This is a genomic window from Comamonas halotolerans, assembly GCF_030162935.1.
GTDB lineage: Bacteria > Pseudomonadota > Gammaproteobacteria > Burkholderiales > Burkholderiaceae_C > Comamonas > Comamonas halotolerans.
In genome coordinates this window covers 312,534-336,595 of the sequence record NZ_JASAUZ010000012.1, presented here as the reverse complement: position 1 = coordinate 336,595, position 24,062 = coordinate 312,534, and the positions used below count along the sequence as shown (strand labels likewise).

Genomic DNA, 24,062 nt, shown 5'->3' with positions numbered 1-24,062 from the left:
ACCCACACAAAAATTGAAAGAAATGCGTGTTTGCAACGACAGGCCATGACGCAGCGCAGCCCGCCCCCTGAAAACAACAGGCACTGCTGCATTGCTCACCCATGCATGTGCGTAAAAACCCGGTACTCATTACACTTTTGCCCATTCACTTGCTCTGCGGCGCTTGTAACGCCGATACAGCGCTGGCACGCAGTGGCTTCTCCTACTGATTGCTCATGCTGCACCTGGCTGCACGCATACGCAGCGCCCCACCAACAATACCTCTCCATGTACACCACCAGCGTCAATGACTATCTTCGCCAGCACATCCGCACCGTTTCGGACTGGCCCGCACCAGGCGTGCAATTCCGTGACATCACACCTTTGCTGCAAGATCCCAAAGTCTTCCGCATTCTGATTGATGCTTTCGTGCATCGCTACATGGATCCCGACATGCGCCCCGATGTGGTTGCGGGCCTGGATGCTCGCGGCTTTATCCTGGGTGCAGTGATCGCCTATGAACTGAACGTGGGCTTTGTGCCTATCCGCAAAAAGGGTAAGCTGCCCTTCACCACCGTGGAAGAGACTTACGAACTGGAATACGGCAGTGCCACCGTGGAATTGCACACTGACGCCGTCAAACCTGGCGACAAGGTTCTTTTGATTGATGACCTGATCGCTACAGGCGGCACCATGATGGCCGGGAAAAAACTGCTGGAAAAACTGGGAGCCACCGTGATGGAAGGTGCCGCCATCGTAGATCTGCCCGAGCTGGGAGGATCCAAATTGCTGCAGGAAACCGGCAAGCTACCACTGTTTACCCTGGTGGACTTTGCTGGGCACTAAATCGGCAATTCCTCCACCCATGATGCTGCTAGTTGTCAGCATTTAACGCTTGCCAACATTGGACGGCACGCAACAGATACACACAGACACATCAGCAGGCACTCCGTCACGGCACACTGCATCTATTTACACTTTTTGCAGCACATCCCATGCCTGTCTTTGTCCGCAATCACCTCATGCCTGTCACTCCTGCGTGGCAGCCTTGGTTGAGAGGGCTGAACTGGGTGCTGGTGACATTGCTGGCGCTTGTGTGCGCAGCTTGGGGCGGCATGGCGCTCCGTGCTCAAGTGCCCCAGGAGCACAACATTGCTGATGCGCTGACCATGGTCTGGGGTTTTGCGTGGCTAATTGTTCTGGGCTATGCTGCGCTACAGCAACGCATGCTTGCAGTCTGGGTTGGAGGTCTGCTGCTGATGCTGCCGCTGCTGCTGTGGTGGAGTTCCATCAAGCCTCAAGCGGAACGCGATTGGGCAGACGATGTATCCCGCATGGTCGCCATTGAAACCGATCCTGACCACGCTGACGTGGTACATCTACACAACGTACGCAATTTCAACTGGCGCAGCGACACCGACTTCACACCCAACTGGGAAAATCGCAGCTACGACCTGTCGCAACTCGAAACCGTCGATGTTGCGCTGTCGTACTGGATGGGACCTGCAATTGCCCACACTTTGGTGTCCTTCGGTTTTCGCAACGGACAACATGTGGTGTTCTCCATCGAAATTCGCAAAGAAAGACACGAGCAATTCGATGCCCTGGCTGGCTTTTTCAAACAATATGAAATGGCTCTGGTAGCAGCGGATGAACGTGACATCCTGGCAGTGCGCACCAATGTCCGTGGTGAACAGGTACACATGTACCGCGTGCAGCTCCCCCAGGAAAGCATGCGTGCACTGTTCATGGCCTATGCGCACCAAGCCAGTCAGCTGGCTTTTGCGCCGCGTTTCTATCACACGCTCACCGCCAACTGCACAACGATTGTGTGGCAACTGGCGCGACACATAGGCAAAGAGCTCCCCATTGACTGGCGCTTGCTGGCCTCTGGCTACCTGCCAGAATATCTGCGTGACGCTGGCGGGCTGTACGACATGCAGCCGCTGGAGTTGCTGCGCACACGTGGCGATATCACCCGACGCGCGCAAGGCTGGCGCTCTCCGGAAGGCCTGGATGATGCTGAGGCCAGCGCAGATTTCTCGCGCCACATTCGCAGCGGGATGTAAAGGCTCACACGCTCGGGTTGCCATCCTACCTTTGCAATCAGCATACACACAGCCCAAGATACGCACAGGACGTGTGCACACTCGCTGGCGCCAACCTACACTCGCCGCCTATGACGCTGTTTTCGTTGCCCCGCTGGATTTTTTCTCTGTTGATTGCCGCCACGCTCACCGGGTGCGCAGGTGTGACTGTCCGCACCACCGATTCGGCCAGCTACCTTGCGGATCGCCGCAGCGATGTACTGACGTCTGGAGAACCCAGTGCCTTCACCCAAGAAGCATTGCGCGTACTGGATTTGGACCTCAAAGTCTGTCTGGCAGATGTACCAATGTGCCACTACACACTGGCCAATGCCACAGGGTTGTACAACGAACAACGCATGTCATCTTTGGCAGAGCTGTGGATTTTGCAAGCCCGCAGTATCCAAAAATCCCACTCTTTGCCTAGCACACGCACCGAAGCCGAAATTCAGGCCTGGATGGAAGCTGCACGCCACGCCTGGGCATACCTGTTCTTCACCGAGCGCAGCCCCGGTGAACGCGCTTTTGAGCAACGCCAGCTCCAAGTGCGTGACTATTACAACTTTGCCGTACAACAAGCCGTAACAGGTTTGTTCTCTTTGCGCAAAGATGCCCCTCTGGACAACCCACAGACCCTTGGGCAGTGGCAGCTGCACAATGATTTTTCACGCGTGTGGCTACCTGCGAACAAAGCTATTCCCTATGAACTCGTGCCTGCCAGTGCCTTGCGTTTTTCAGGCTTGCGCAACCAGTATCGACGCGATGGCTTCGGCGCAGAACTGGTCGCCGTGTTCCAAGGTGATGAAGACCAGGAAACAGCAGTGCCCCAGGTCGGCTCGTTAGAAGGGCCACCCGTTGCGCCTTACCAGGAATCACTCTTTCCCGCTGTAACCGTGGTGTTACGCTTCGGCGGCAACACCATGCAGGAAGTGCTGTCCACCAAAAATGTTGAACTGCAAGCACTGGATCCGTATCGCTTCCGCACCATCGAGCTGGGGCAGGCCAGCGTCCCCCTGGCAGGGAATTTTTCTTCCGGCTATGGCTTGTGGCTGGCACGCTCGGGTTTTTCTACGCAAGCACTGCGCACCCTTGTGGGTCTGAGCAACGGCATCATCAAACCCACCATCTACCTGATGCAGCCGTATGACCCTGATCGGCGCATCATCGTCATGTTGCACGGTCTTGCCAGCAGCCCCGAGGCATGGATCAACGTCGCCAACGAGGTGCTGGGTGATGAAAACCTGCGTCGCAATTATCAGGTCTGGCAGGTTTACTACCCCACCAACGCACCGCTGGGTCTGAACAACTTTGCGATTCGCCAAGCCTTGCAACGCACACTGCAGCATTTTGATCCTCAGGGCAGTGCACGCGCTTCCAAGGACATCACCTTGATTGGTCACAGCATGGGAGGTGTACTGGCACGTTTGATGGTCAGCAGCTCGGAAGGCAGGATGCTGGCCGCCATGGCAGAGGCCTACGACCTTCAAGGAGATGGGGACAGCAGCACCCTGAGCAGAAAGTTGGAGCGTCTACTCGAGTTTGAGCCCATTCCTCAGGTCAGCAGCGCCATTTTCATCGCAGCACCACATCGTGGCACCGACTTTGCCAACAATCGGATTGCACGCTGGGTCTCCAACCTGATCACCTTGCCGTTTTCCATGGTAGAGCAGTTTGGTGACCTCACCCGCACGCTAGCCCATGCTTCACCGCGTATTGGCAAATCCTCCTTGCTGCGCATTCCCAACAGCATCGACAACCTCAGCGATGACGATAACTATGTGCGTTTGGCTGCGCAGCTGCCCATCTCGCCGCAAGTTCGCTACCACTCCATCATCGGCAACAACACCCCCCGTGAACCGCTTCTGGATAGCAGCGATGGCATTGTCCCCTACCGCAGTGCACATCTGGAGGGCGCGGCCTCAGAATTGATCGTGCCTTTCAGCCATAGCGTGCAAGAACATCCGCGTGCCATCGTCGAAATCCGCCGCATTCTGCACAATCAGTTGCTGCCACAGAATCAAAAAAAATAAGCGCCTCGCGCTCTTTTTTAAGGGCTTATTTGCCGATACAGAAGCTTGAGAAGATCACACCCAGCAAATCATCCGACGTGAATTCTCCCGTGATGCTGTTGAGTGCCGTCTGCGCCAGACGCAATTCTTCGGCCAGGATGTCCAGCGCTGGCCCGGGCACATTCAGCTGATCATGCGCCTCATCCAGGTGCGCACCTACGGCCTGCAGCGCTTCCACGTGGCGTGCACGGGCAATGTACAAACCCTCTGCTGCAGACTGCCAGCCGGCCACTTGCAGCAAACGCTGGCGCACTGCATCCAACCCTTCGCCCGTGCGGGCGGACAGACTCAGACTCGCTTCGCCCCCCTTTCGACCCACCAAAGGTGCCAGCGGCTGCATATTGGCGTCCGCTGCCGCCAGGTCCGTCTTATTCCACAGGTCAATCACCGGAATGCTGGGTGCAATGCGCTCGGCCAGGGTTTGTGCAATTTCCAAATCTGCGGCCACATAGCCGGTCTCATTCATGCGCGAAAGATCGTGCAGAAACAACACGGCATCGGCGGCTGCAATTTCGTCCCAGGCACGCGCAATGCCAATGCGCTCCACCTCATCATCGCTGTCGCGCAACCCTGCCGTGTCGATCACGTGCAGTGGCACGCCATCAATCTGGATGGTTTGCTGCACCTTGTCGCGTGTGGTGCCGGCAATCGGTGTGACAATGGCCAGCTCCGCCCCCGCCAATGCATTGAGCAACGAGCTTTTACCTGCATTGGGCTGGCCCGCAATCACCACCTTGATGCCTTCGCGCAGCAGTGCACCTTGCTGGGTGCGCGCCAGCACTTGACCGAGTTGATCGCGCAAATTGTCGAGCTGGCCATAAGCATCGGCTTTTTGCAAAAAGTCGATCTCTTCCTCCGGGAAGTCCAGCGTCGCCTCCACCAGCATGCGCAGGTGCACCAGTGCTTCTCGCAATTCGCCGATTTCGCGCGAGAACTCCCCGGAGAGTGAGCGGCTGGCGCTGCGTGCCGCTGCTTCCGTGCTTGCATCAATCAGATCGGCAATCGCCTCGGCCTGGGCCAGGTCGATCTTGTCGTTCATGAAAGCACGCTGGGTAAACTCACCTGGCTCAGCCAGCCGCAAGCTAGGTAAAGCCGCACCTTCCTGCGCAGCTTCCAGACAACGGGCCAGCAGCAGTTGCAGCACTACGGGTCCTCCGTGGGCCTGAAGTTCCAGCACATCCTCACCGGTGTAGCTGTTCGGCCCAGGGAAATAAATAGCTAGCCCATGGTCAATCGGCGCACCTTTGCGGTCCTTGAAAGGCAGATACGTGGCTTCGCGCGGCTTGAGGTCCTTGCCCAGCAGGTCACGCACAAAGCCCGCAATGCTTTTGCCCGAGACACGGACAATGCCCACCGCTCCGCGTCCAGGGGCAGTGGCAATGGCAACGATGGGATCAGTTTGACGCGCGAGCATGGCTTCACATCCTTGGGTTGGTAGCTCGCCATGATAGCCATGAGCAAGCACACAAAAGCGTTTAAACAACAGGGCCAAGAAAACATCAAAGGCCGCTTGCGCGGCCTTTGATGGGTTCAAGCCAAGCTTTGGCTTACTTCTTCTTGTTGGCGTCTGCAGGCGCCGACTTGAAGTTAGGCAGATTGAACTGGGGTGGAACGCCCATGCGGGTGTTGATGACCCACTGCTGTGCAATCGACAAGATGTTGTTGGTCAGCCAGTACAACACCAGACCCGCAGGGAACATGAAGAACATGACGCTGAAGATCAAAGGCATGAACCACATCATCTTGGCTTGCATCGGATCTGGAGGCACAGGATTGAGCGCTGTCTGCAGCAGCGAAGACAGTGTCATCAACAGAGGCAAGATGAACAAGGGGTCCTTGGCCGACAAGTCGGTGATCCACAGAATCCATGGTGCGTGACGGATTTCCACCGACGACAGCAGCACCCAGTACAAGGCGATGAACACCGGAATCTGAATCATGATGGGGAAGCAACCGCCCATGGGGTTGACCTTCTCTTCACGATAGATACGCATCATCTCTTGCTGCATCTGCTGAGGGTTGTCCTTCAGGCGCGCGCGCATTTCCATGATTTTGGGGTTGATGGCCTTCATCTTGGCCATCGAGGCATAGGCCTTGGCATTCAACCAGTAAAACAGAATCTTCAGGAACAGCACCAGACCTACGATGGACCAGCCCCAGTTGCCCAAAATGCCGTGGATCTTGTCCAGCAACCAGTACAGCGGCTTGGCCAGAATGGTCAGCCAGCCATAGTCCTTTACCAGCTCCAGGCCCGGAGCCAGTGCCTCCAGTGTCTTTTCCAGTTGAGGGCCGGCGAACAGGCGTGATTCCAGTGCCTTGGTTTCGCCGGGTTGCAAGGTGCCCACAGGAGTGATCATGCCAGCTGCGTACAGGTTGTCGCCCACCTTGCGCGCAAAGTTGTCACGCTGCACGCCATCGCCCAGCAACCAGGCTGAAGCAAAGTAATGCTGCACCATGGCCACATAGCCAGAGGTGGCCGACTTTTCAAATTCAGCCTTGTCCTTGTCGATGTTCTTGAACTCGACCTTTTGATACTTGGCAGTGTCGGTGTAGATCGCTGGACCGGTGAATGTGGAGTAGAAAGCGTTGCCTCCATCCAATGCATTGCCATCACGCAGCAACTGCAGATACAGCTGAGGCGTCACGGCCGCTGCACCGGTATTCACCACTTCGTGCTTGACGCCGATGTCATAGGCACCACGCTTCAGGGTAAAGGTCTTGACCAGCTTCACGCCGTCTTGTTCAGGCGACTCAAAGCGCACTTGCAGTTCGTTGCTGCCATCTTTGAGTTCACGCTCGCCAGGCAAGATGTTCATTACCGTCTTGTGATTGGGGAAGTTGCCTCCAATCAAGCCGGTTTGTGCCATGTATACACGCTCAGCGCTTTCGTCAAACAGCACAAAAGGCTTGGACTTGTCAGCGTCTGAGCCATATTTCAGCAATTCGGCGTGCACCAAAGCACCACCCTGACCGTCAAAAGTCAGGCGCAGCACATCGGTGGTGACCACCACTTTTTCTCGGGCCACTGGCGCAGCTTCCGCCGCGCCAGGAACATCGCTGGCCGACGCTGTTGTCGCAGGCGTGGTCAGAGCGTCCGGCACATCGGCAGGCTTGTTTTCAGCAGGCGCTGTAGCCACCGTTTTCGGGGCCGATGGGAAGAACGTGGCTTGTTTGCCATTGTGGATTTGCCATTGGTCCCACAGCAAAACCATGGAAAAGCCAAATATCACCCACAAAATGGTGCGGCGAATGTCGTTCATGAAGACTTCTTTGGTGAGGAAGAGGAGGTCAAACCGGTAAACAGCTTGGGCGCTTTGTCAGGCACTGGATCATGCCCGCCATCACACCACGGGTGACAGCGTACCAGTCGCCGCAGTGTCAAATACGTGCCCGCCGCAGCACCGTGCTGTTCCAGGGCCTTCAAAGAGTAGGCCGAACACGTCGGTTCAAAACGGCAAGCCGAGCCCAACCAGGGGCTCAATGTCAGACGATAGCCACGCACCAGGGCCATGAGCAAGGCTTTCATCATGGGTTTATCCCGCGCCTTCTACAGCTGCCTCTGTAGGCGGCTGTGCCTGGGCAGCAGCCTCAGGCTTGGGACTCTTGCGCCGCGTAGCGTGGGCCAAGAGTTGTAACAGTTCTGCCCGCACAGCACGCTTGAGCGGCTCGGACGTGGCACTGATGAACTGTTTGCGGTCAAACCCAGCGCGCAAACGCACCACATATGCTGCAGGCGGCAAGGCTTGCAACTGGGCGTCAAACTCACTGGCCACGGCATAAATTTGCCGCTTGATGGTGTGGCGTGTCACCGAACGCTTGGCCCAGCGCTTGGGCACCAAAGGGCCCAGCCATACCTGAGGCACCTTACAACCAGGCACGACAAACAGGGCCTGCGGTGCTTGCTCTGCGAGCGTCGCACCGGGCCCTGTTGGCTCAGCGTCCTTGGCAACATCCGCAGCGCCCAGCACCAAACGATGCAGAGCAAAGTGCGGCGTCCGGGAAATGGTTCCCCCGGACATGGTCGCCTGAAATTGGGGGCGCGTTAGCAGCCGTTGCATCACAGCAAGCCCTGGCTAATGGCAGGGAATGGTGTCAGGCAGTCGGCCAAGCGAAGCCTTAGACGGCCAGACGCTTGCGACCCTTGGCGCGGCGAGCATTGATGACGGCGCGGCCGCCCTTGGTCTTCATGCGCACCAGGAAACCGTGGGTGCGAGCGCGCTTGGTCTTGGAGGGTTGGTATGTACGCTTCATGTTCGTTCCTTGAGAAGGTTCAGTTTTTACTGGCCCATGCACTCCTCATGAGTGCACGCTGCCCAAATTTCCCCGGCCAAGCATGCCTGCAAATGGCGCTTGCCTAAAGCAAGTAGCCGCAAATAAAAGCTTCGCGCGGGGCTTATCACCCTGAACACATTCAGGGAAACCCGAAATTATCTCAGTGTTAGCGCGCTCTTGCAATGACCCTCTAAACATGGTCCAAAATACACGTCCCACAAGACCGCGATGGAAAACAGTCACAGGTTTGTGGATAACTGTTTGAAAAGCTACAATCACAGCCCCGAAACCGTTCCTCCTATCCACAAAAAGCGCTCCCATTGAAATGACAGAGGAACCCACCAACGACGCAGGCCTGGGCCTATGGCTAGCTTGCGTTGAGCAGCTCAGTCAGGACCTGCCCGAACAACAGTTCAACACCTGGATCAAGCCTTTGACCGCCGTTGTGGCCGAGGACTTCTCCAAGGTGACGGTGTACGTGGCCAACCGCTTCAAGCTCGATTGGATACGTGCCCAGTACGCAGCCCGCATTTCGGGTCTGCTGGAAGATCTGTACGGTCAACCCGTCACACTGGAGTTAGCACTCGCTCAGCGCGAAAGCGTTGTGCGCACTTACGTTCGACCTTATCAGGCGGAACGTAGCACACCCGCTGAAGCACCTACCTTGCTGCCAGCGAGCGTAGCCTCGGAGGAGTCGTCTGCGCCCGCATTTCGCAATCGCTTGAACTCGGCGCTGACTTTCGAGACGCTGGTTGAAGGTACCGCCAACCGCATGGCGCGCTCTGCGGCCATGCACGTTGCAGGCTCGCCAGGGCACCTCTACAACCCGCTGTTTATCTATGGCGGCGTGGGTCTGGGTAAAACCCACCTGGTGCATGCCGTGGGCAACCAGTTGCTCAAAGACAAGCCAGACGCCAAAGTTCTCTACATCCATGCTGAACAGTTTGTTTCAGATGTGGTCAAAGCCTATCAGCGCCGAACTTTTGACGAGTTCAAGGAACGCTACCACTCACTCGATCTTTTGTTGATCGATGACGTTCAGTTCTTTGCCAACAAAGACCGCACACAGGAAGAGTTCTTTAACGCATTTGAAGCCTTGCTGGCCAAAAAGAGCCACATCGTGATGACATCGGACACCTACCCCAAGGGTCTGAGCAATATTCACGAGCGTCTGGTTTCGCGTTTTGACTCGGGCCTGACGGTGGCTATCGAACCTCCCGAGCTGGAGATGCGCGTGGCCATCTTGATCAACAAGGCCCGTGCCGAGAATGCTGAGATGCCTGAAGAAGTTGCCTTCTTTGTGGCCAAGAATGTGCGCTCCAACGTGCGTGAGCTGGAAGGTGCGCTGCGCAAGATTCTGGCGTACTCGCGCTTCAATCAAAAGGAAGTCTCCATCCAGCTGGCGCGAGAAGCGCTGCGTGATCTGCTGAGCATTCAAAACCGGCAGATCAGCGTGGAGAACATCCAGAAAACCGTGGCCGACTACTACAAGATCAAGGTTGCAGACATGTACAGCAAGAAACGCCCTGCGTCGATTGCCCGTCCGCGCCAGATCGCCATGTACCTGGCCAAGGAGCTGACTCAAAAGAGCTTGCCCGAGATTGGCGAACTTTTTGGTGGTCGCGATCACACCACGGTGTTGCACGCCGTGCGCAAAATTGCGGCGGAACGCCAACAACTGACCGAATTGAACCAGCAATTACATGTGCTGGAGCAAACGCTCAAAGGCTGATGGAATTTTCCCTCTTCCAGTCCGGGCCTACCGGGCAAAATGAGGGGGTTTGAGTGGTAAGAGGGGGCGCAATGGATGTGCCACCACTCAATCTGAAAGAGACCCGCATCCTGAAACTCAGAGGTTGACATGATCGTCCTGAAAGCCACACAAGACAAAGTTCTCGCGGTCCTGCAATCGGTGTCCGGCATCGTTGAGCGCCGCCACACCCTGCCCATTTTGGCGAACGTGCTGATCAAAAAGACCGGCAACGCCTTGCAATTCACCACCAGCGATCTGGAAATCCAGATCCGCACCACGGCCGAACTCGGCGGTGATACCGGTGATTTTTCCACCACCATCGGCGCACGCAAGCTGATTGACATCTTGAAGACCATGCCCGGCGACCAGACCGTGGCACTGGAGTCTCAGCAGTCCAAGATGATCCTCAAGGGTGGCAAAAGCCGCTTCACCATGCAAACCCTTCCAGCGGAAGACTTCCCTCTGGTGCAGGAGGCGGCCAATTTCGGCCCCGCATTCAGCGTGCCCCAGAAGGTGCTCAAGGATTTGATGGGTCAGGTCTCGTTTGCCATGGCCGTACAAGACATCCGCTACTACCTGAACGGTATCTTGTTCGTCGCTGAAGGCAACACACTGAGCCTGGTAGCCACTGACGGCCACCGTCTGGCATTTGCCAGCGCTGAACTGGACGTGGACGTGGGTGAAAAGCAAGAAGTGATTCTGCCGCGCAAGACCGTGCTGGAGCTGCAGCGCCTGCTCAGCGATGTGGGGGGTGAGAACTCGCCGCGCATCGAAATGCAGTTTGCCAACAACCAGGCCAGGTTCACCTTTGGTGGTATGGAGTTCGTGACCAAGCTGGTCGAGGGCAAGTTCCCTGACTACAACCGCGTCATTCCACGCAACCACCACAACTCCGTGACACTGGGTCGCGCACCGCTGCTGGCTTCGCTGCAGCGCACCGCCATCATGACCAGCGACAAGTTCAAGGGCGTGCGTCTGACGATCGAGCCCGGAACCCTGCGCGTGGCGTCGAACAACGCTGACCAGGAAGAAGCCGTGGACGAACTCGACATCGACTACGGTGGCGACAACATCGACATCGGCTTCAACGTGACCTATCTGCTGGATGTGCTGTCCAACATGTCGCAAGACATGGTCAAAGTGGACCTGGCCGACAGCAACAGCTCAGCACTGGTCACCATCCCCGGCAACGACAACTTCAAGTACGTTGTCATGCCCATGCGCATTTAAGTTAAAGCGTTCTGTGGAGCAGGCGTGTTAGCCTGTCCATTCATAAAAAGGGAGCAGCTGGCGCTTGCCAGCTATTCTTTTAAAAACGATTTATTGGTATTTCCTAGGCAATACAAGCGCAAAACGCTCCTGTAATTGCAGCAGTAAGGCAACTTCATGACCGACGAGAACAAGCCAGAAAACCAGACCGTAGCGCCAGCAGGCATTCCCGCAGACAGCGGCTATGGTGAAGGTGCCATCCAGATCCTGGAAGGCCTGGAGGCCGTGCGCAAGCGTCCCGGCATGTACATCGGCGACACGTCCGATGGCACCGGCTTGCACCACCTGGTGTTCGAAGTGGTGGACAACTCCATCGACGAGGCGCTGGCAGGCCACTGTGATGACATTCTGGTCACCATCCATTCCGATGGATCGCTGTCCGTCATCGACAACGGCCGCGGCATTCCCACCGGCGTGAAGATGGATGACAAGCACGAGCCCAAGCGCTCGGCTGCTGAAATTGCCCTGACAGAGCTGCACGCCGGCGGCAAGTTCAACCAGAACAGCTACAAGGTTTCGGGCGGTTTGCACGGCGTGGGTGTGTCCTGCGTGAATGCGCTGTCCATCTGGCTGAAGCTGACTGTGCGCCGCGATGGCAAGGTGCATGAGATCGACTTCTCGCGCGGCTTTGTGCAAAACCGCCTGATTGAAGTGGTGGATGGCGCTGAAACTTCGCCCATGCGCGTGATCGGAGATACCGACAAGCGCGGCACCAAGGTGCACTTTCTGCCGGACCAGGAAATCTTCAAGGAAAACTTCGAATTCCGCTACGAAATCCTGGCCAAGCGCCTGCGTGAGCTGTCCTTCCTGAACAATGGTGTGCGCATCCGCCTGAAAGACGAGCGCGACGGCAAGGAAGACGACTTCTCCGGTGCTGGCGGCGTAAAAGGCTTTGTGGGCTTTATCAACGCCAACAAAAAGGTGCTGCACCCAACTTCGTTCTACGCTACAGGCTCGCGTCCTGCGGACACTTATGGGGGTATTCCTGGCACTGAAATCGGTGTGGAAGTGGCCATGCAGTGGAACGATGGCTACAACGAGCAAGTGCTGTGCTTCACCAACAACATTCCGCAGCGTGACGGAGGCACCCACCTGACCGGCCTGCGCGCTGCCATGACACGCGTGATCGGCAAATACATCGCTGACCACGAACTGGCCAAAAAAGCCAAGGTGGAAGTCTCGGGCGACGACATGCGCGAAGGCCTGTGCGCCGTGCTGAGCGTGAAGGTGCCTGAGCCCAAGTTCTCCAGCCAGACCAAGGACAAACTGGTCAGCTCCGAAGTGCGTGCCCCGGTGGAAGACATCGTCGCCAAGACACTGACCGACTACCTGGAAGAAAACCCCAACGACGCCAAGATCCTGTGCGGAAAGATCATTGAAGCCGCACGCGCCCGCGAAGCTGCGCGCAAGGCCCGTGAAATGACACGCCGCAAGGGTGTGCTTGATGGCATGGGCCTGCCCGGAAAGCTGGCCGACTGCCAGGAAAAAGACCCTGCGCTGTGCGAAATCTACATTGTCGAGGGTGACTCCGCCGGAGGCTCTGCCAAGCAGGGCCGCGACCGCAAGTTCCAGGCCATTCTGCCGCTGCGCGGCAAGATCCTGAACGTGGAAAAAGCCCGCTACGAAAAGCTGCTGTCCAGCCAGGAAATCATCACCCTGATCACCGCACTGGGCACTGGCATCGGCAAGGTCAGTGCCGACTCCGGCAAGAGCAACTCGGACGACTACAACCCAGACAAGCTGCGCTACCACCGCATCATCATCATGACCGACGCGGACGTGGACGGTGCCCACATCCGTACGCTGCTGCTGACCTTCTTCTACCGCCAGATGCCTGAGCTGGTGGAACGCGGCCACATCTACATTGCCCAACCACCGCTTTACAAGGTGAAAAACGGCAAGGAAGAGCTGTATCTGAAGGACGGCCCTGCGCTGAACAAATATCTGCTCAAGATTGCCTTGAACAACGCGTCGGTCAACACTGGCGGCGCTGCAGCCCGCACCATCGACGGAGAGGAACTATCGAAGCTGGCGGACATGCATCTGGCCGCAGAAACCGTGATCGAGCGCCTGTCCAACTTCCTGGACCAGGAAGCCCTGCGCGCCATTGCCGATGGCGTGAAGATCAAGCTGGACACGCTGGAAGACGCTCAGGCCTGTGCCCCCGTTCTGGAAGCCAAGCTGCGCGAGCTGACCACCACCGGTGTGCCAGCAGCGGTGACCGCAGAAATCGACCCCCTCACCGAAAACCCCATCCTGCGCATCAGCCGCCACCACCACGGCAACATCAAGAGCTCCATCCTTACGCAAGACTTTGTGCGCAGCCAGGACTACGCAGCCCTGTCTGCTGAAGCAGACAGCTTTGCCGGCCTGCTGAACGAAGGAGCCAAGGTCACCCGTGGCGAAGGCGAAAAAGCCAAGACTGAAAAGGTTCAAGATTTCCGCCAGGCCATGCGCTGGCTGATCTCTGAAGCCGAGCGCACCACGGGCCGCCAGCGCTACAAGGGTCTGGGTGAAATGAACCCCGAGCAACTGTGGGAAACCACCATGGACCCCAATGTGCGCAGCCTGCTGCAAGTGCAAATTGGCGACGCCATCGAAGCCGACCGCGTGTTCACCATGCTGATGGGCGACGAAGTCGAACCCCGCCGCAACTTCATTGAAGACAACGCATTGCGTGCAGGCAACATCGACGTTTGATTGCTTGTAGGTGACCGAAATCCTGGGAACCATAAGTTCCAGCCCTTTCACCTAAAGCTTGCCTTCAGGGAATAAAAAAAGCCGCTTTAAGCGGCTTTTTTATTTGAGCCATGTGTTGGTCCACCTGGCGATACAACTTTACTTGCAGCCATCAGGCAACGCTCACCTTGCGCTCCACCAGCTCGTGGACCGGTTCCACCAGATCTTTCAAAGTCACAGAGGTGTCAGCCAGCTGAGATTGCGTGAGTCTTGCTCCGGCTTGGACCAGCGCCTTGCCTTGCACATAATCTTTCATCGCATTGACACAGTCGAGTGCAATGACTTTTCCGGCTTTGAGATAAACCACAGAGAAGCTGCGCTGGGCAGGGTCGCCTCGCAGTACGGCCTCATCGTGACCGGTAGACAGCCCCACTGTTTGCAGCTTGAGGTCGTACTGCTGCGACCAGAACCATGGAATTGCACGATAGGGCTCAGCGCTTCCGCTCAGCGTACGCGCGACGCTGGTAGCCATGTCGGAAGCGTTTTGCACTGACTCAATCCGAATTGGTGCGCCTTCGCACCACAAGCTGGCATGCAAAGCCACATCACCGATGGCATACACATCCGGCAAACTGCTGCGGCAATACGCATCCACGGCAATGCCATTACCCCCTTCCGCCCCAGCTTCCAGCAAAGGCTCCGCATTGGGCACGATGCCAATGCCTACGACCACAATGTCAGCGGGCAAAAGCTCACCCGATTGCAAACGCACGCCTTGAACACGCTGGTTCTCACCAACCTCAATGGCTGCAACTTGCGTATTCAACCGCACATCCACACCTTGGCGCTGATGCTCTGCTTCGTAAAACTTGGACAATGCTCCACCCGCCACGCGACCAAGCACACGTGGCCCTGCTTCAAGCAAGGTAACGTCTTTGCCAAGCTTACGCAGCACTGCTGCGGCTTCCAGACCGATATAGCCACCACCAATGACGACCGCAGCCGACACCTGCGGCAACGCCGCGATCAACCCATCCGCATCGGTGCGATGCCGAATGGTATAGACGCCTGGCGCCTGACCTCCTGGGCAATTGAGTGTTCTCGCACGCCCACCGGTGGCCCATATCAGATGCTGGTAACGGTAGCTACGCCCATCCGCTGCAAAGGCGGTGTGCGCCTTCGCATCGATATGGGTGATACGGCATCCCCTGATGATCTCGACATTACGCTCAACCCAAAAAGTGGCTTGGCGAATGAACAATCGGTCAAAGCTCTTATCGCCCAACAGGTAGTCTTTGGATAGCGGAGGACGCTCATAAGGCAGCACGCTTTCGTCGCCGACCAAGGCAATGCGGCCCTGGTATTGCGCCGCGCGCAGCGCAATAGCGGCTTGTGCACCCGCATGGCCAGAACCGACGATCAAAGTGTCTGTTTCTATGTCCATGGCTCAATCCTCGGGGGCGATGGTCAGCCGAAGGCCATCGAGCGTACCGGTAACGGGAATTTGACACGACAGGCGCGAGTTATCTTGCAAGTGTGTGCATGTGTCGAGCAGGTCTCGCTCATCGGCACTGAGAGCAGGTAATTGATCAACGAATGCAGAGTCGACATAGACGTGGCAGGTCGCGCACGAGCAGCAGCCACCGCATATGGCCTGAATTTCGTCAATGCCACTGTCACGCAGCGCTTCCATAACCGAGCGTCCCGGCTCGGCCTGCACAATAGTTTCGCGGCCTGCTCGCGTGATGACATGTATCTGAGGCATGGTGAGATTGCGTGGTCTAAGAGATTGCGATGAAGCCACTCTAGACACAGCGGCCGCATCTGGAAAATACATTTCAAAGATTCATGGCATTGTTTTTGCCTATGGGGTCATCACCATGACCTACCCACAATTGCGCTACACCTTGCGCCAACTGCGCTATTTCGTTGTCACCGCTGAAGTGCTTTCCTTCACTGCAGCTTCCAAGGTGCTGCATATCTCGCAGCCATCCATTTCCACCTCTTTGGCAGATCTCGAATCTTCTTTTGGCGTACAGCTTTTCGTGCGTCATCACGCCAGCGGTTTGTCGCTGACACAGGCCGGCCACGACTTGCTTGGCATGGCGCGTAATCTATTGAAAAACGCCGAAGATTTGCACACCACAGCGCGCGAATTGAATACTGGCCTGTGCGGCACAGTAGCCTTGGGATGCATGCTGTCCCTGGCGCCTGCGATGCTGCCCAAAATGATGGCGCAGTTCAATTTGGAGCTACCCAATGTTGATTTCAAAACACGTGAAGTTGGTCAGGAAGAACTGCTGCAAGGCCTGCGCGATGGCAGCTTGGATTTGGCACTGACCTATGACTTGGCGCTGATCGAAGACATTGAATTTACGCCGTTGTGCGAGCTGCAGCCCTACGCCATCTTGCCCAAGTTGCACAAGCTGGCGCGACAGCCTTCGGTATCGATGGAGAGCTTGCTCGACGAACCTTACATCCTGCTTGATCTGCCACACAGCCGTGAATATTTCGCTTCGCTGTTTGATGCTCTAGGCAAGCGCCCCACACCGACATTCCACTCCTCGCAACCCGAAGTAGTACGCGGCATGGTAGCCAATGGGCTGGGTTTCAGCATCTTGAACTTTCCATTGCGCTCCATGCAAACCGTGGATGGCGCAGAGTTTGCGATCCGTCCGTTCAGTGAACCAGCACGCCCCTTGCAGCTAGGCATCGCCCGCTTGGCCAGCGTGCAACCGCGCCAGGTTGTGCAGCGTTTTGCTGATTTTTGCGGCGCCGCCATTCCCAAGATGCTTTGACCATTGCCCATAGGCTAAAGCCATGCAATGCATCTTTAGAAAGTCTTTTGCAGATAAAGCCGCGCGTCCTAGAGTTCGAACCGACAGCACTACTAAGGAAGATTTTCAGCATGTCGATCGAAAAAACCGAAGTCGTTATCGTAGGCGCAGGGCAAGCTGGTATTGCCATGAGCGAGCACCTCCTCAAAGCCGGCATTGCCCACTTGGTGCTTGAAAAAGCCCGCATTGCCGAGCGCTGGCGCTCGTGCCGCTGGGACTCCTTGGTGGCCAATGGCCCCGCATGGCACGACCGTTTTCCTGGCCTGGAATTCGCTGGTGATGCCGATGCGTTTGTGCCCAAAGAGCAAGTTGCGGACTACTTTGCTGCTTACGTCGAGCAGTTGAATTCACCCGTGCGCTGCGACGTGGATGTACAGCGTGTCACACGCCTGGAAGGGCGGTCAGGCTTTTTGGTGGAAACTTCTGCTGGCAGCATAGAAGCGCAACATGTAGTGGCTGCCACCGGGGCTTTCCAAATTCCCGTGATCCCGAATATCGTTTCTGCCACTGCAGGCGTGATACAGCTGCATTCAGCGGATTACCGCAACCCTGATCAATTGCCTGAAGGTGGCGTATTGGTCGTTGGCGCAGGCTCTTCGGGCGTACAGATTGCCGATGAATTGGCGCGCGCTGGCCGCAAGGTGTACCTCTCCGTTGGCCCGCATGATCGTCCCCCACGCAGCTACCGGGGTCGTGATTTCGTGTGGTGGCTGGGCGTACTCAACAAGTGGGATGCAGAAGCAACGCCAGGCGTAGAGCACACCACGATTGCCGTCAGCGGTGCAGGTGGTGGGCACACCGTGGATTTCCGCCAGTTGGCTGCCAACGGCATTACTTTGGTGGGCCGCACCGAGTCTTGTACAGGTACTGAAATCCGCTTTTCTGATGACTTGCGCGCCAACATTGAACGCGGCGATGCCAACTACCTTTCGGTGCTGGATGAAGCCGATGCCTATGTGGAGCGCAGCGGCATCGATTTGCCGCTGGAGCCGCAAGCGCGCCAGTTCTTGCCCATGCCCGACTGCGTATTGCAGCCTGTGCAAACGCTCGACCTGCAACAAGCAGGTATCACCACCATTTTGTGGGCTACCGGCTACACCTCTGACTACCGCTGGTTACCAGGCAACGCTACTGATGACAAGGGCCGTCCACGCCACCAACGAGGCGTTTCCAGCGAACCAGGCATTTATTTCCTAGGCCTGCCTTGGCAAACGCGCCGTGGCTCCTCCTTCATCTGGGGGGTTTGGTATGACGCCAGATACATCGCCGATCACATCACCAAACAAAACGGCTACATGCGCTATGCACCCAGCGCTGCCCCTCTGGCCAAGGCCGCTTGAATCACGAATTTTTCCCTGGAGTAAGTCATGACCACCCATACCCGTATTCGCAAGTTCAACACACGCGACACCTACCCTGAACAGAAGCTGGACAACGACCTGTGCCAAGCCGTGGTGGCCAACAATATCGTGTTTTTGCGTGGCCAAATCGGCCAGGATTTGGACACACGAGAATCCGTTGGCATTGGTGACGTGGAAGCCCAAACCGAGAAAGCGATGGCCAACATCAAGATGCTGCTTGAAGAGTCCGGCAGCGAGTTGACTCACATCTGCAAGATCACCATTTATGTGGTCGATGTACGCTACCGCGAAACGGTCTACAACGTGGTCGGTCGCTGGCTCAAGGGCGTATTCCCCGTGTCCACCGGCATCGTAGTTTCGGCCTTGGCACGCCCTGAGTGGCTGGTCGAAATCGACGCCACTGCCGTGATTCCGGATCAACGCTAAGGCAGTTTCCATATGACCATTTCCCTTGCAGGCCGGTGCACACGCACCGGCGCGATGGGCGGCATCATCAGCAGCTCAAGTCCAGCAGTTGCCAGCCGCTGTTTATGGACCAGTGCGCAAGGCGTGGTGATGTCGCAAAACGTCACCGATCCAGTGCTCGGCATCTTAGGCTTGAAGCTGCTGGAGCAAGGATTTGGCGCTCGCGGCGTCATTACCCAGCTCACCAGCGCCCGTGCGCATATCGACTGGCGCCAGTTGGCTGTGCTGGACACCGCCGGCCATTCCGAAGTCTTCACCGGCAATCAAGGCTTAGGCATCACGGCCACAGCCCAAGGCAGCGACTGCGTGGCGGCTGGCAACATGCTGGCCAACGACCAGGTGCTGCAAGCTATGGTCCAAGGCTTTGAGCGCAATCCAGAGGCTTTCATTGCAGACCGGCTGTTGGCAGCACTGGAAGCGGGCTTGGCCGCTGGCGGCGAAGCGGGCCCGGTGCACTCGGCTGGTATGAAAGTGCATGCTCATGATCTGTGGCCCTGTGTCGATCTTCGCGTTGACTGGTCGGACGACAACGTCATGCAGGACATGTATGGCTTGTGGCACAAGTACCAGCCGCAGATGAAGGACTATGTGACGCGCGCCCACAATCCCAAGGAAGCGCCGTCTTACGGCGTACCCGGTGATCCCTGAACCCGAGGAGCTATTACCGATGGCCCACCCCATGCTTGGATCGACGCTCAACATTCTTGAGCGACTCATTGCCTTTGACACCCGCAGCAGCGAGTCGAACCTGGCCTTGATTGACTATGTACGTGATCTGCTCGACAGCCAAGGCATCGCCTGTACGCTGGTTCCTAACGTAGAGGGCACCAAAGCCAATCTCTACGCCACCATAGGCCCGCAGGACCGTCCTGGGCTGTGCCTTTCCGGCCATACCGATGTGGTGCCAGCCTCAGGCCAGCCGTGGACGACACCAGCCTTTCAAATGACACGTGCAGCCGACCGGGTCATCGGCCGCGGCACGGCTGACATGAAAGGCTTTATTGCCGCTGTGCTGGCGATGGTGCCGCGCTACAAAGCAACTGCACAGCACTGCCCGATTCACATTGCACTGAGCTATGACGAAGAAGTTGGCTGTCTGGGCGTGCGAGGCTTGTTGACGCACCTGAGCGCTTTGCCTGTGAAGCCCATGGCATGCATCATTGGTGAACCAACCAGCATGCAAGTAGCAGTGGCGCACAAAGGCAAACGTGCTTTTCGTTGCTGCGTCAAAGGCTTGGCAGGTCATTCTTCCCTGACCCATCTGGGCGTCAACGCCGTGGACTTTGCTGCGGAGCTCACCACTTACTTGCGGCGCACCAGCCATGATCTGCGTGAAAGAGGCACCCGTAACAGCACTTTCACTCCACCTTACACAACGATTCACACAGGACGTTTGAGCGGAGGAATTGCGTTGAATGTGATCCCGGATCAGGCAGAACTGGAGTTTGAAATTCGCAACCTGCCAGGTGATGACCCCGAAGCGGTATTCGACACGGTTCGTATCTATGCGGATCAGACTTTGGTGCCCGAAATGCGCCAAATACACGCAGGCAGCGGGATTCATTGGGAGCCTTTGATCGACTATCCAGCGCTGGCGGACGACTCTGCCGCAGCGTGGCTCAAAGAGCTGGCATGCGCCGCTGCTAACAACACCGCCACACGCACCGTGTCATTTGGCACGGAAGGGGGGTTATTCCAAGCGATGGGGGTGCCATCGGTCGTGTGCGGTCCCGGCAGCATTGAGCAGGCGCACAAAGCAGATGAGTACGTCACCTTTGGTCAGCTATCGCAGTGCTTGGATTTTATGGAGTCACTGGCAACACGCAACGCTGCTGGCAAGCTACTGCCTTAAGCAAGACCATAAAGGCATGTAAAGCCTGCATCTGGTACAGATGCAGGCTTTGTATTTGCGCTCTACGTCAATGCTTTGGCAATTTACAAGTGCAAAAAGACACCGGGTGCTAATGCGTCCGGTGTCTTTTAGATGCTCAATTTTTAGCGCAGATTCAATCGCAAACCTGCTTGGCCATATAAGCGTAAAAGTCGCGCAGCGTGCCTTCCAAGTTCTCTGCAGCCAAAGGGCCTGGCTCGTAGAACGAAGAGTGCATGCCGGTTTGCAATGTTTCCAGTTTGGCGCGGTCCTCGGCATTGAAAGCATCTGCAAAAGCCACGTATCTGGCAATACTCTCGGCATCTGGATTTTGCTCGTGGCCAGCAATCCCCCAACGAATCGCCACGCTGTCCACGGTTTTGGGACGCAGGCACAAATACACGGTTTGGTGGGGCATATAGGTCACCACCAAATTCGGGAACACGCTGAACAAAAAGCTAAAGCGTCGCTCTTCCTTGCTCAGATCTGGGTGATGCGGCGCACGCTGAGCAGACTCTGGCGTGTAATGCGCCCGGTAGGCGGAAAAGTGGCCATTGCCTTCGACGTATTCGCACAGCTCCGTCGGTGTCACCGGGCGCAATGTCCGCGGGTGGGTGGCGTTAAGGTGGTAGCCCTCCATGAAGTTCTCAGACAAGCACTTCCAGTTGGTCTGCCATATCTCTTCCGTGCTGTGATACAGCCCACGCTCTTCATGGTGGTAATTGCGAATATGCTGCTCCAGCGGTGCCAGTGTTTCATCCAGTGGCGACGCATTGCCATCCAGATTCACAAAGATGAAGTTCTGCCAAACCGTGGTGGCCATGTTGGGCAGAGCACAGCGTGCGGTATCCAGCAAAGGGCTGTTTTGCATCATGGGGGCACGCTTGAGCTTGCCATCCATCTCAAAGCTCCACGCGTGGTAGGCACAGACATGCAGCTTTGCATTGCCTTTGCCTGCTGCCACCAGGTTACCGCGGTGGCGACACACGTTGGACATCACGCGCACGTCGCCTTTGCCGTCTCTTTGCACAATCAAAGGCTCTCCGGCGACATCCGTGGTGTAGTAATCACCGACATTGGGAATTTCCCCGCTGTGCCCCACGCACACCCAGTTGCGTCGGAACACCTTGTTGCGCTCCAACTCTGCGAACTGCGTCGAGGTATAGAACGCACCAGGCATGGCATGGGTTGCGCGTGCGCCGGGTTGTGCCAGTTTCTGCAAAGTCGACAGCAGCTGTGGGTCTGCTGGAGGTAGCTCTTGGGAGTGAGAAGAAATCATGCTGGGGGTGTGCATAAATAGGACTGAGAAACCGGCTTAGCCATTTGTACGGCTGCGCAGCCAGTGAATGGCGCCAAACAGAGCAACGGCGAATACAGTCAGCAAGCTGGCAACGGCAAGGATCGATGGATCGATGGAGTCACGCATGCCGCTCCACATTTCACGTGGGATGGTGTTTTGCTCGGGACCACCAATGAACAAGATGACGATGACTTCATCGAACGAAGTGGCAAAAGCAAAGATCGCACCAGCAGCCACAGCAGGGGAAATCACTGGCAGCGTGACACGGCGAAACGCAGTCCATGGCGTAGCGCCCAAGCTGGTCGCTGCACGCACCAGGTTGCGGTCAAAAGACAGCAGCGATGCATTGACGGTAATCACCACAAAAGGCGTACCCAAAGCCGCATGCGACAGCACCACGCCCAAGTACGTGTCGTTCAATCCCAAGGGGGCAAACACAAGATAAAAGCCCACTGCCACAACCACTACCGGAATGATCATGGGCGAGATCAGCAGCGGCATGATCAGTGCACGGAATGGGAAGTTGGCACGTGATAGACCCAGCGCCGCCAACGTACCCAGCACCGTGGCAATGATGGTGGAGACAGTGCCGATGCCCAGGCTGTTGAGCAGTGCGCGCTGCCACTCTGGGCTGAGCAGCGCTTTCTCATACCACCGCAGAGAGAAACCGCTCATGGGGTAAGAAAAGTAGGCGCTGGAGTTAAAAGACAGCGGAATGATCACCAGCAACGGCGCGATCAGGAAAGCCAATACCAAAGCGGTTTGCCAGTTGGCCCAGCGAAGTGCGACCCTGGCAGACAGCGGACGGTTGTCAATGCGATGAAGAACGGACATTTGCTCCTCCCACTTAGCCCAGACGCAGACGGTCAATACCGACGAGTCGATTGAAGATCAGGTAGAACGCCAGCGTGAACACCATCAGATAGGCCGACAGAGCACCTCCGAGCCCCCAGTTGAGCAGTTCATTGGTTTGCTGCGCGATCAGCTGGCTGATCATTTCGTCACCCGCTCCGCCCAGCAGCGCTGGTGTGATGTAGTAGCCCATGGCGATGACAAACACCAAGAAGCAACCTGCGCCCACGCCCGGCAAGGTCTGCGGCATGTAAACCCGCACAAACGCCACCACAGGGTGTGCACCCAGTGACTGCGCAGCGCGCATATAGGTGGGTGGCACATTTTTCATGACCGAGTAGATGGCCAAAATCATGTAGGGCAGCAACACATGTGTCATGCCAATAAGTACACCCACGCGATTGAACATCAGTGGAATCGGCTCACTGACAATGCTCAGGCTCTGCATAAAGCTGTTCACTACGCCACTGGGCTGCAGCATCACGTACCACGCAGTGATGCGCACCAGCAGCGAAGTCCAAAACGGGATGATCACGAGCAGCATCAGCTTGCTGCTGCGTGCTGGCGGCAAAGTGGCCAAACGCCAAGCCACCGGGTAGGCCAGCAGCAGACACAGCAGCGTGACCACGGCGCTGATCCAAATCGTGCGGCCAAAAGAATCTAGGTACACCGCGTTGTCAGCATCACCAGCAACCACTGATCCTCTGGCATCAATCTTGGCGTCCACAGCCTCGAGCAAATAGTCTGCAGTCGGTGTCTGTGTGGCGCGTTGCAGCAAGCGCCAGGTTTCGTGTTCACCCCAGCGCTCGTCGATGTCGATCAACACAGCCTTCCAAGTTGCAGGAGCTTGCTCAGGTAGATTGCGTGCCGAGCGCATCAGCAAGCTGCGCATTTCAGGCTGGTAGAAGTTCATGCGCCGCGAGACAGTCCCCAAGCTGCCATCTTGGGCAGCGGCTGCCAGATCGGTCGCCAGCGCAGCAAATACTGCCTCCTCTGGCACACCCTCCCCATCCCAACGCTGCAGCACTTGTGTCAGCTGAGGCATCGACTCTGGCATCTCCGGGTTTTGCACGCTACGCGCCAGCAGCATCGCAATCGGCACGATGAACGTAGCCAACAAAAAGAGCAGCAGTGGTAAGGCAAGCAAGAAGGCCTCACGTGCTGCACGCTTTCTGGCACGTCGATAAAGCTCCGCAGGAGGGGTGGCGGACAGGGCTGATGCCTCAGGAGTGCTTGGGATGGAGAGTTCGGGAGTCATAGGCGATCGAT

21 protein-coding genes are annotated in these 24,062 nt (G+C 56.9%); 11 read left to right on the top strand and 10 right to left on the bottom strand.

The genetic code is table 11. The annotated features are described in order from the left end of the window. Positions 1–267: 267 nt before the first annotated feature. The 3 genes from QEP11_RS08815 (at position 268) to QEP11_RS08805 (ending at position 4,096) form a co-directional block, all read left to right on the top strand. Positions 268–825, top strand: coding sequence for an adenine phosphoribosyltransferase (locus tag QEP11_RS08815; RefSeq protein WP_284336263.1), 558 nt, complete (start codon positions 268–270; stop codon positions 823–825). A 149-nt stretch (positions 826–974) separates the two neighbouring features. Then, positions 975–2,048 (top strand): Lnb N-terminal periplasmic domain-containing protein, encoded by a 1,074-nt coding sequence (locus QEP11_RS08810; RefSeq protein WP_284336262.1) that lies wholly within the window; start codon positions 975–977, stop codon positions 2,046–2,048. A gap of 110 nt (positions 2,049–2,158) precedes the next feature. Then, positions 2,159–4,096, top strand: coding sequence for an esterase/lipase family protein (locus QEP11_RS08805; RefSeq protein ID WP_284336261.1), 1,938 nt, complete (start codon positions 2,159–2,161; stop codon positions 4,094–4,096). Between the two features lie 25 nt (positions 4,097–4,121). Here QEP11_RS08805 and mnmE read toward each other — a convergent pair whose 3' ends face one another. The 5 genes from mnmE to rpmH form a co-directional block, all read right to left on the bottom strand. Then, positions 4,122–5,549, bottom strand: coding sequence for a tRNA uridine-5-carboxymethylaminomethyl(34) synthesis GTPase MnmE (mnmE, locus tag QEP11_RS08800; protein ID WP_284336260.1), 1,428 nt, complete (start codon positions 5,547–5,549; stop codon positions 4,122–4,124). A 133-nt stretch (positions 5,550–5,682) separates the two neighbouring features. After that, positions 5,683–7,395, bottom strand: coding sequence for a membrane protein insertase YidC (gene yidC / locus QEP11_RS08795; RefSeq protein ID WP_284336259.1), 1,713 nt, complete (start codon positions 7,393–7,395; stop codon positions 5,683–5,685). Further along, on the bottom strand, positions 7,392–7,664 hold the full coding sequence (gene yidD / locus QEP11_RS08790) for a membrane protein insertion efficiency factor YidD (RefSeq protein ID WP_284336258.1): 273 nt from the start codon (positions 7,662–7,664) through the stop codon (positions 7,392–7,394). The genes yidC and yidD overlap by 4 nt, the downstream gene beginning before the upstream one ends. 4 nt (positions 7,665–7,668) lie before the next feature. Next, positions 7,669–8,193: a ribonuclease P protein component gene (locus tag QEP11_RS08785; RefSeq protein ID WP_284336257.1), complete on the bottom strand. Its 525-nt coding sequence runs from the start codon at positions 8,191–8,193 to the stop codon at positions 7,669–7,671. A 58-nt stretch (positions 8,194–8,251) separates the two neighbouring features. Then, complete coding sequence (rpmH, locus tag QEP11_RS08780; RefSeq protein ID WP_042412105.1) at positions 8,252–8,386, bottom strand: 50S ribosomal protein L34; 135 nt, start codon at positions 8,384–8,386, stop codon at positions 8,252–8,254. A 346-nt stretch (positions 8,387–8,732) separates the two neighbouring features. On the opposite strand from rpmH, the gene dnaA reads away from it, so the two are divergent. The 3 genes from dnaA to gyrB all read left to right on the top strand — a co-directional run bounded on the left by dnaA (position 8,733) and on the right by gyrB (position 14,129). Further along, on the top strand, positions 8,733–10,139 hold the full coding sequence (gene dnaA, locus QEP11_RS08775; RefSeq protein WP_284336256.1) for a chromosomal replication initiator protein DnaA: 1,407 nt from the start codon (positions 8,733–8,735) through the stop codon (positions 10,137–10,139). A 129-nt stretch (positions 10,140–10,268) separates the two neighbouring features. Continuing rightward, a complete protein-coding gene (gene dnaN / locus QEP11_RS08770; protein ID WP_284336255.1) occupies positions 10,269–11,390 on the top strand; it encodes a DNA polymerase III subunit beta in 1,122 nt (373 codons plus the stop codon). 156 nt (positions 11,391–11,546) lie between these two features. Beyond that, the gene (gene gyrB, locus QEP11_RS08765) at positions 11,547–14,129 is read left to right on the top strand and encodes a DNA topoisomerase (ATP-hydrolyzing) subunit B (protein ID WP_284336254.1); all 2,583 of its coding nucleotides are present in this window, start codon (positions 11,547–11,549) and stop codon (positions 14,127–14,129) included. A 151-nt stretch (positions 14,130–14,280) separates the two neighbouring features. On the opposite strand, the gene QEP11_RS08760 is transcribed toward gyrB, so the two are convergent. Beyond that, a complete protein-coding gene (locus QEP11_RS08760) occupies positions 14,281–15,552 on the bottom strand; it encodes an NAD(P)/FAD-dependent oxidoreductase (protein ID WP_284336253.1) in 1,272 nt (423 codons plus the stop codon). 3 nt (positions 15,553–15,555) lie between these two features. Further along, positions 15,556–15,873 (bottom strand): 2Fe-2S iron-sulfur cluster-binding protein, encoded by a 318-nt coding sequence (locus QEP11_RS08755; RefSeq protein WP_284336252.1) that lies wholly within the window; start codon positions 15,871–15,873, stop codon positions 15,556–15,558. A 115-nt stretch (positions 15,874–15,988) separates the two neighbouring features. Here QEP11_RS08755 and QEP11_RS08750 point away from each other — a divergent pair, with 115 nt between their 5' ends. From QEP11_RS08750 to argE, 5 genes are all read left to right on the top strand, one after another. Then, complete coding sequence (locus QEP11_RS08750) at positions 15,989–16,906, top strand: LysR family transcriptional regulator (RefSeq protein ID WP_284336251.1); 918 nt, start codon at positions 15,989–15,991, stop codon at positions 16,904–16,906. Positions 16,907–17,016: 110 nt separating this feature from the next. Next, positions 17,017–18,285 (top strand): flavin-containing monooxygenase, encoded by a 1,269-nt coding sequence (locus tag QEP11_RS08745; RefSeq protein WP_284336250.1) that lies wholly within the window; start codon positions 17,017–17,019, stop codon positions 18,283–18,285. Between the two features lie 27 nt (positions 18,286–18,312). Continuing rightward, on the top strand, positions 18,313–18,732 hold the full coding sequence (locus QEP11_RS08740; protein ID WP_284336249.1) for a RidA family protein: 420 nt from the start codon (positions 18,313–18,315) through the stop codon (positions 18,730–18,732). Between the two features lie 12 nt (positions 18,733–18,744). Beyond that, complete coding sequence (locus tag QEP11_RS08735; protein WP_284336248.1) at positions 18,745–19,419, top strand: DUF1028 domain-containing protein; 675 nt, start codon at positions 18,745–18,747, stop codon at positions 19,417–19,419. A 19-nt stretch (positions 19,420–19,438) separates the two neighbouring features. Beyond that, positions 19,439–20,623 carry an acetylornithine deacetylase gene (argE, locus tag QEP11_RS08730; RefSeq protein ID WP_284336247.1) on the top strand — a complete coding sequence of 395 codons (1,185 nt, stop codon included), beginning with the start codon at positions 19,439–19,441 and terminating at the stop codon, positions 20,621–20,623. A gap of 154 nt (positions 20,624–20,777) precedes the next feature. On the opposite strand, the gene QEP11_RS08725 is transcribed toward argE, so the two are convergent. Genes QEP11_RS08725 through QEP11_RS08715 form a run of 3 tightly spaced genes read right to left on the bottom strand, consistent with a single transcriptional unit; the run spans position 20,778 to position 24,051 of the window. Then, positions 20,778–21,920 carry an aromatic ring-hydroxylating oxygenase subunit alpha gene (locus QEP11_RS08725; protein ID WP_284336246.1) on the bottom strand — a complete coding sequence of 381 codons (1,143 nt, stop codon included), beginning with the start codon at positions 21,918–21,920 and terminating at the stop codon, positions 20,778–20,780. Between the two features lie 36 nt (positions 21,921–21,956). Continuing rightward, positions 21,957–22,775, bottom strand: coding sequence for an ABC transporter permease (locus tag QEP11_RS08720; protein WP_284336245.1), 819 nt, complete (start codon positions 22,773–22,775; stop codon positions 21,957–21,959). A 13-nt stretch (positions 22,776–22,788) separates the two neighbouring features. After that, on the bottom strand, positions 22,789–24,051 hold the full coding sequence (locus tag QEP11_RS08715) for an ABC transporter permease (protein WP_284336244.1): 1,263 nt from the start codon (positions 24,049–24,051) through the stop codon (positions 22,789–22,791). Positions 24,052–24,062 lie beyond the last annotated feature (11 nt).

Bases quoted from the DNA above. Each gene is read 5' to 3' on its own strand.
- QEP11_RS08815 (WP_284336263.1), top strand. From the start codon at position 268: ATGTACACCACCAGCGTCAATGACTATCTTCGCCAGCACATCCGCACC.
- QEP11_RS08810 (WP_284336262.1), top strand. From the start codon at position 975: ATGCCTGTCTTTGTCCGCAATCACCTCATGCCTGTCACTCCTGCGTGG.
- QEP11_RS08805 (WP_284336261.1), top strand. From the start codon at position 2,159: ATGACGCTGTTTTCGTTGCCCCGCTGGATTTTTTCTCTGTTGATTGCC.
- mnmE (WP_284336260.1), bottom strand. From the start codon at position 5,549: ATGCTCGCGCGTCAAACTGATCCCATCGTTGCCATTGCCACTGCCCCT.
- yidC (WP_284336259.1), bottom strand. From the start codon at position 7,395: ATGAACGACATTCGCCGCACCATTTTGTGGGTGATATTTGGCTTTTCC.
- yidD (WP_284336258.1), bottom strand. From the start codon at position 7,664: ATGATGAAAGCCTTGCTCATGGCCCTGGTGCGTGGCTATCGTCTGACA.
- QEP11_RS08785 (WP_284336257.1), bottom strand. From the start codon at position 8,193: ATGCAACGGCTGCTAACGCGCCCCCAATTTCAGGCGACCATGTCCGGG.
- rpmH (WP_042412105.1), bottom strand. From the start codon at position 8,386: ATGAAGCGTACATACCAACCCTCCAAGACCAAGCGCGCTCGCACCCAC.
- dnaA (WP_284336256.1), top strand. From the start codon at position 8,733: ATGACAGAGGAACCCACCAACGACGCAGGCCTGGGCCTATGGCTAGCT.
- dnaN (WP_284336255.1), top strand. From the start codon at position 10,269: ATGATCGTCCTGAAAGCCACACAAGACAAAGTTCTCGCGGTCCTGCAA.
- gyrB (WP_284336254.1), top strand. From the start codon at position 11,547: ATGACCGACGAGAACAAGCCAGAAAACCAGACCGTAGCGCCAGCAGGC.
- QEP11_RS08760 (WP_284336253.1), bottom strand. From the start codon at position 15,552: ATGGACATAGAAACAGACACTTTGATCGTCGGTTCTGGCCATGCGGGT.
- QEP11_RS08755 (WP_284336252.1), bottom strand. From the start codon at position 15,873: ATGCCTCAGATACATGTCATCACGCGAGCAGGCCGCGAAACTATTGTG.
- QEP11_RS08750 (WP_284336251.1), top strand. From the start codon at position 15,989: ATGACCTACCCACAATTGCGCTACACCTTGCGCCAACTGCGCTATTTC.
- QEP11_RS08745 (WP_284336250.1), top strand. From the start codon at position 17,017: ATGTCGATCGAAAAAACCGAAGTCGTTATCGTAGGCGCAGGGCAAGCT.
- QEP11_RS08740 (WP_284336249.1), top strand. From the start codon at position 18,313: ATGACCACCCATACCCGTATTCGCAAGTTCAACACACGCGACACCTAC.
- QEP11_RS08735 (WP_284336248.1), top strand. From the start codon at position 18,745: ATGACCATTTCCCTTGCAGGCCGGTGCACACGCACCGGCGCGATGGGC.
- argE (WP_284336247.1), top strand. From the start codon at position 19,439: ATGGCCCACCCCATGCTTGGATCGACGCTCAACATTCTTGAGCGACTC.
- QEP11_RS08725 (WP_284336246.1), bottom strand. From the start codon at position 21,920: ATGATTTCTTCTCACTCCCAAGAGCTACCTCCAGCAGACCCACAGCTG.
- QEP11_RS08720 (WP_284336245.1), bottom strand. From the start codon at position 22,775: ATGTCCGTTCTTCATCGCATTGACAACCGTCCGCTGTCTGCCAGGGTC.
- QEP11_RS08715 (WP_284336244.1), bottom strand. From the start codon at position 24,051: ATGACTCCCGAACTCTCCATCCCAAGCACTCCTGAGGCATCAGCCCTG.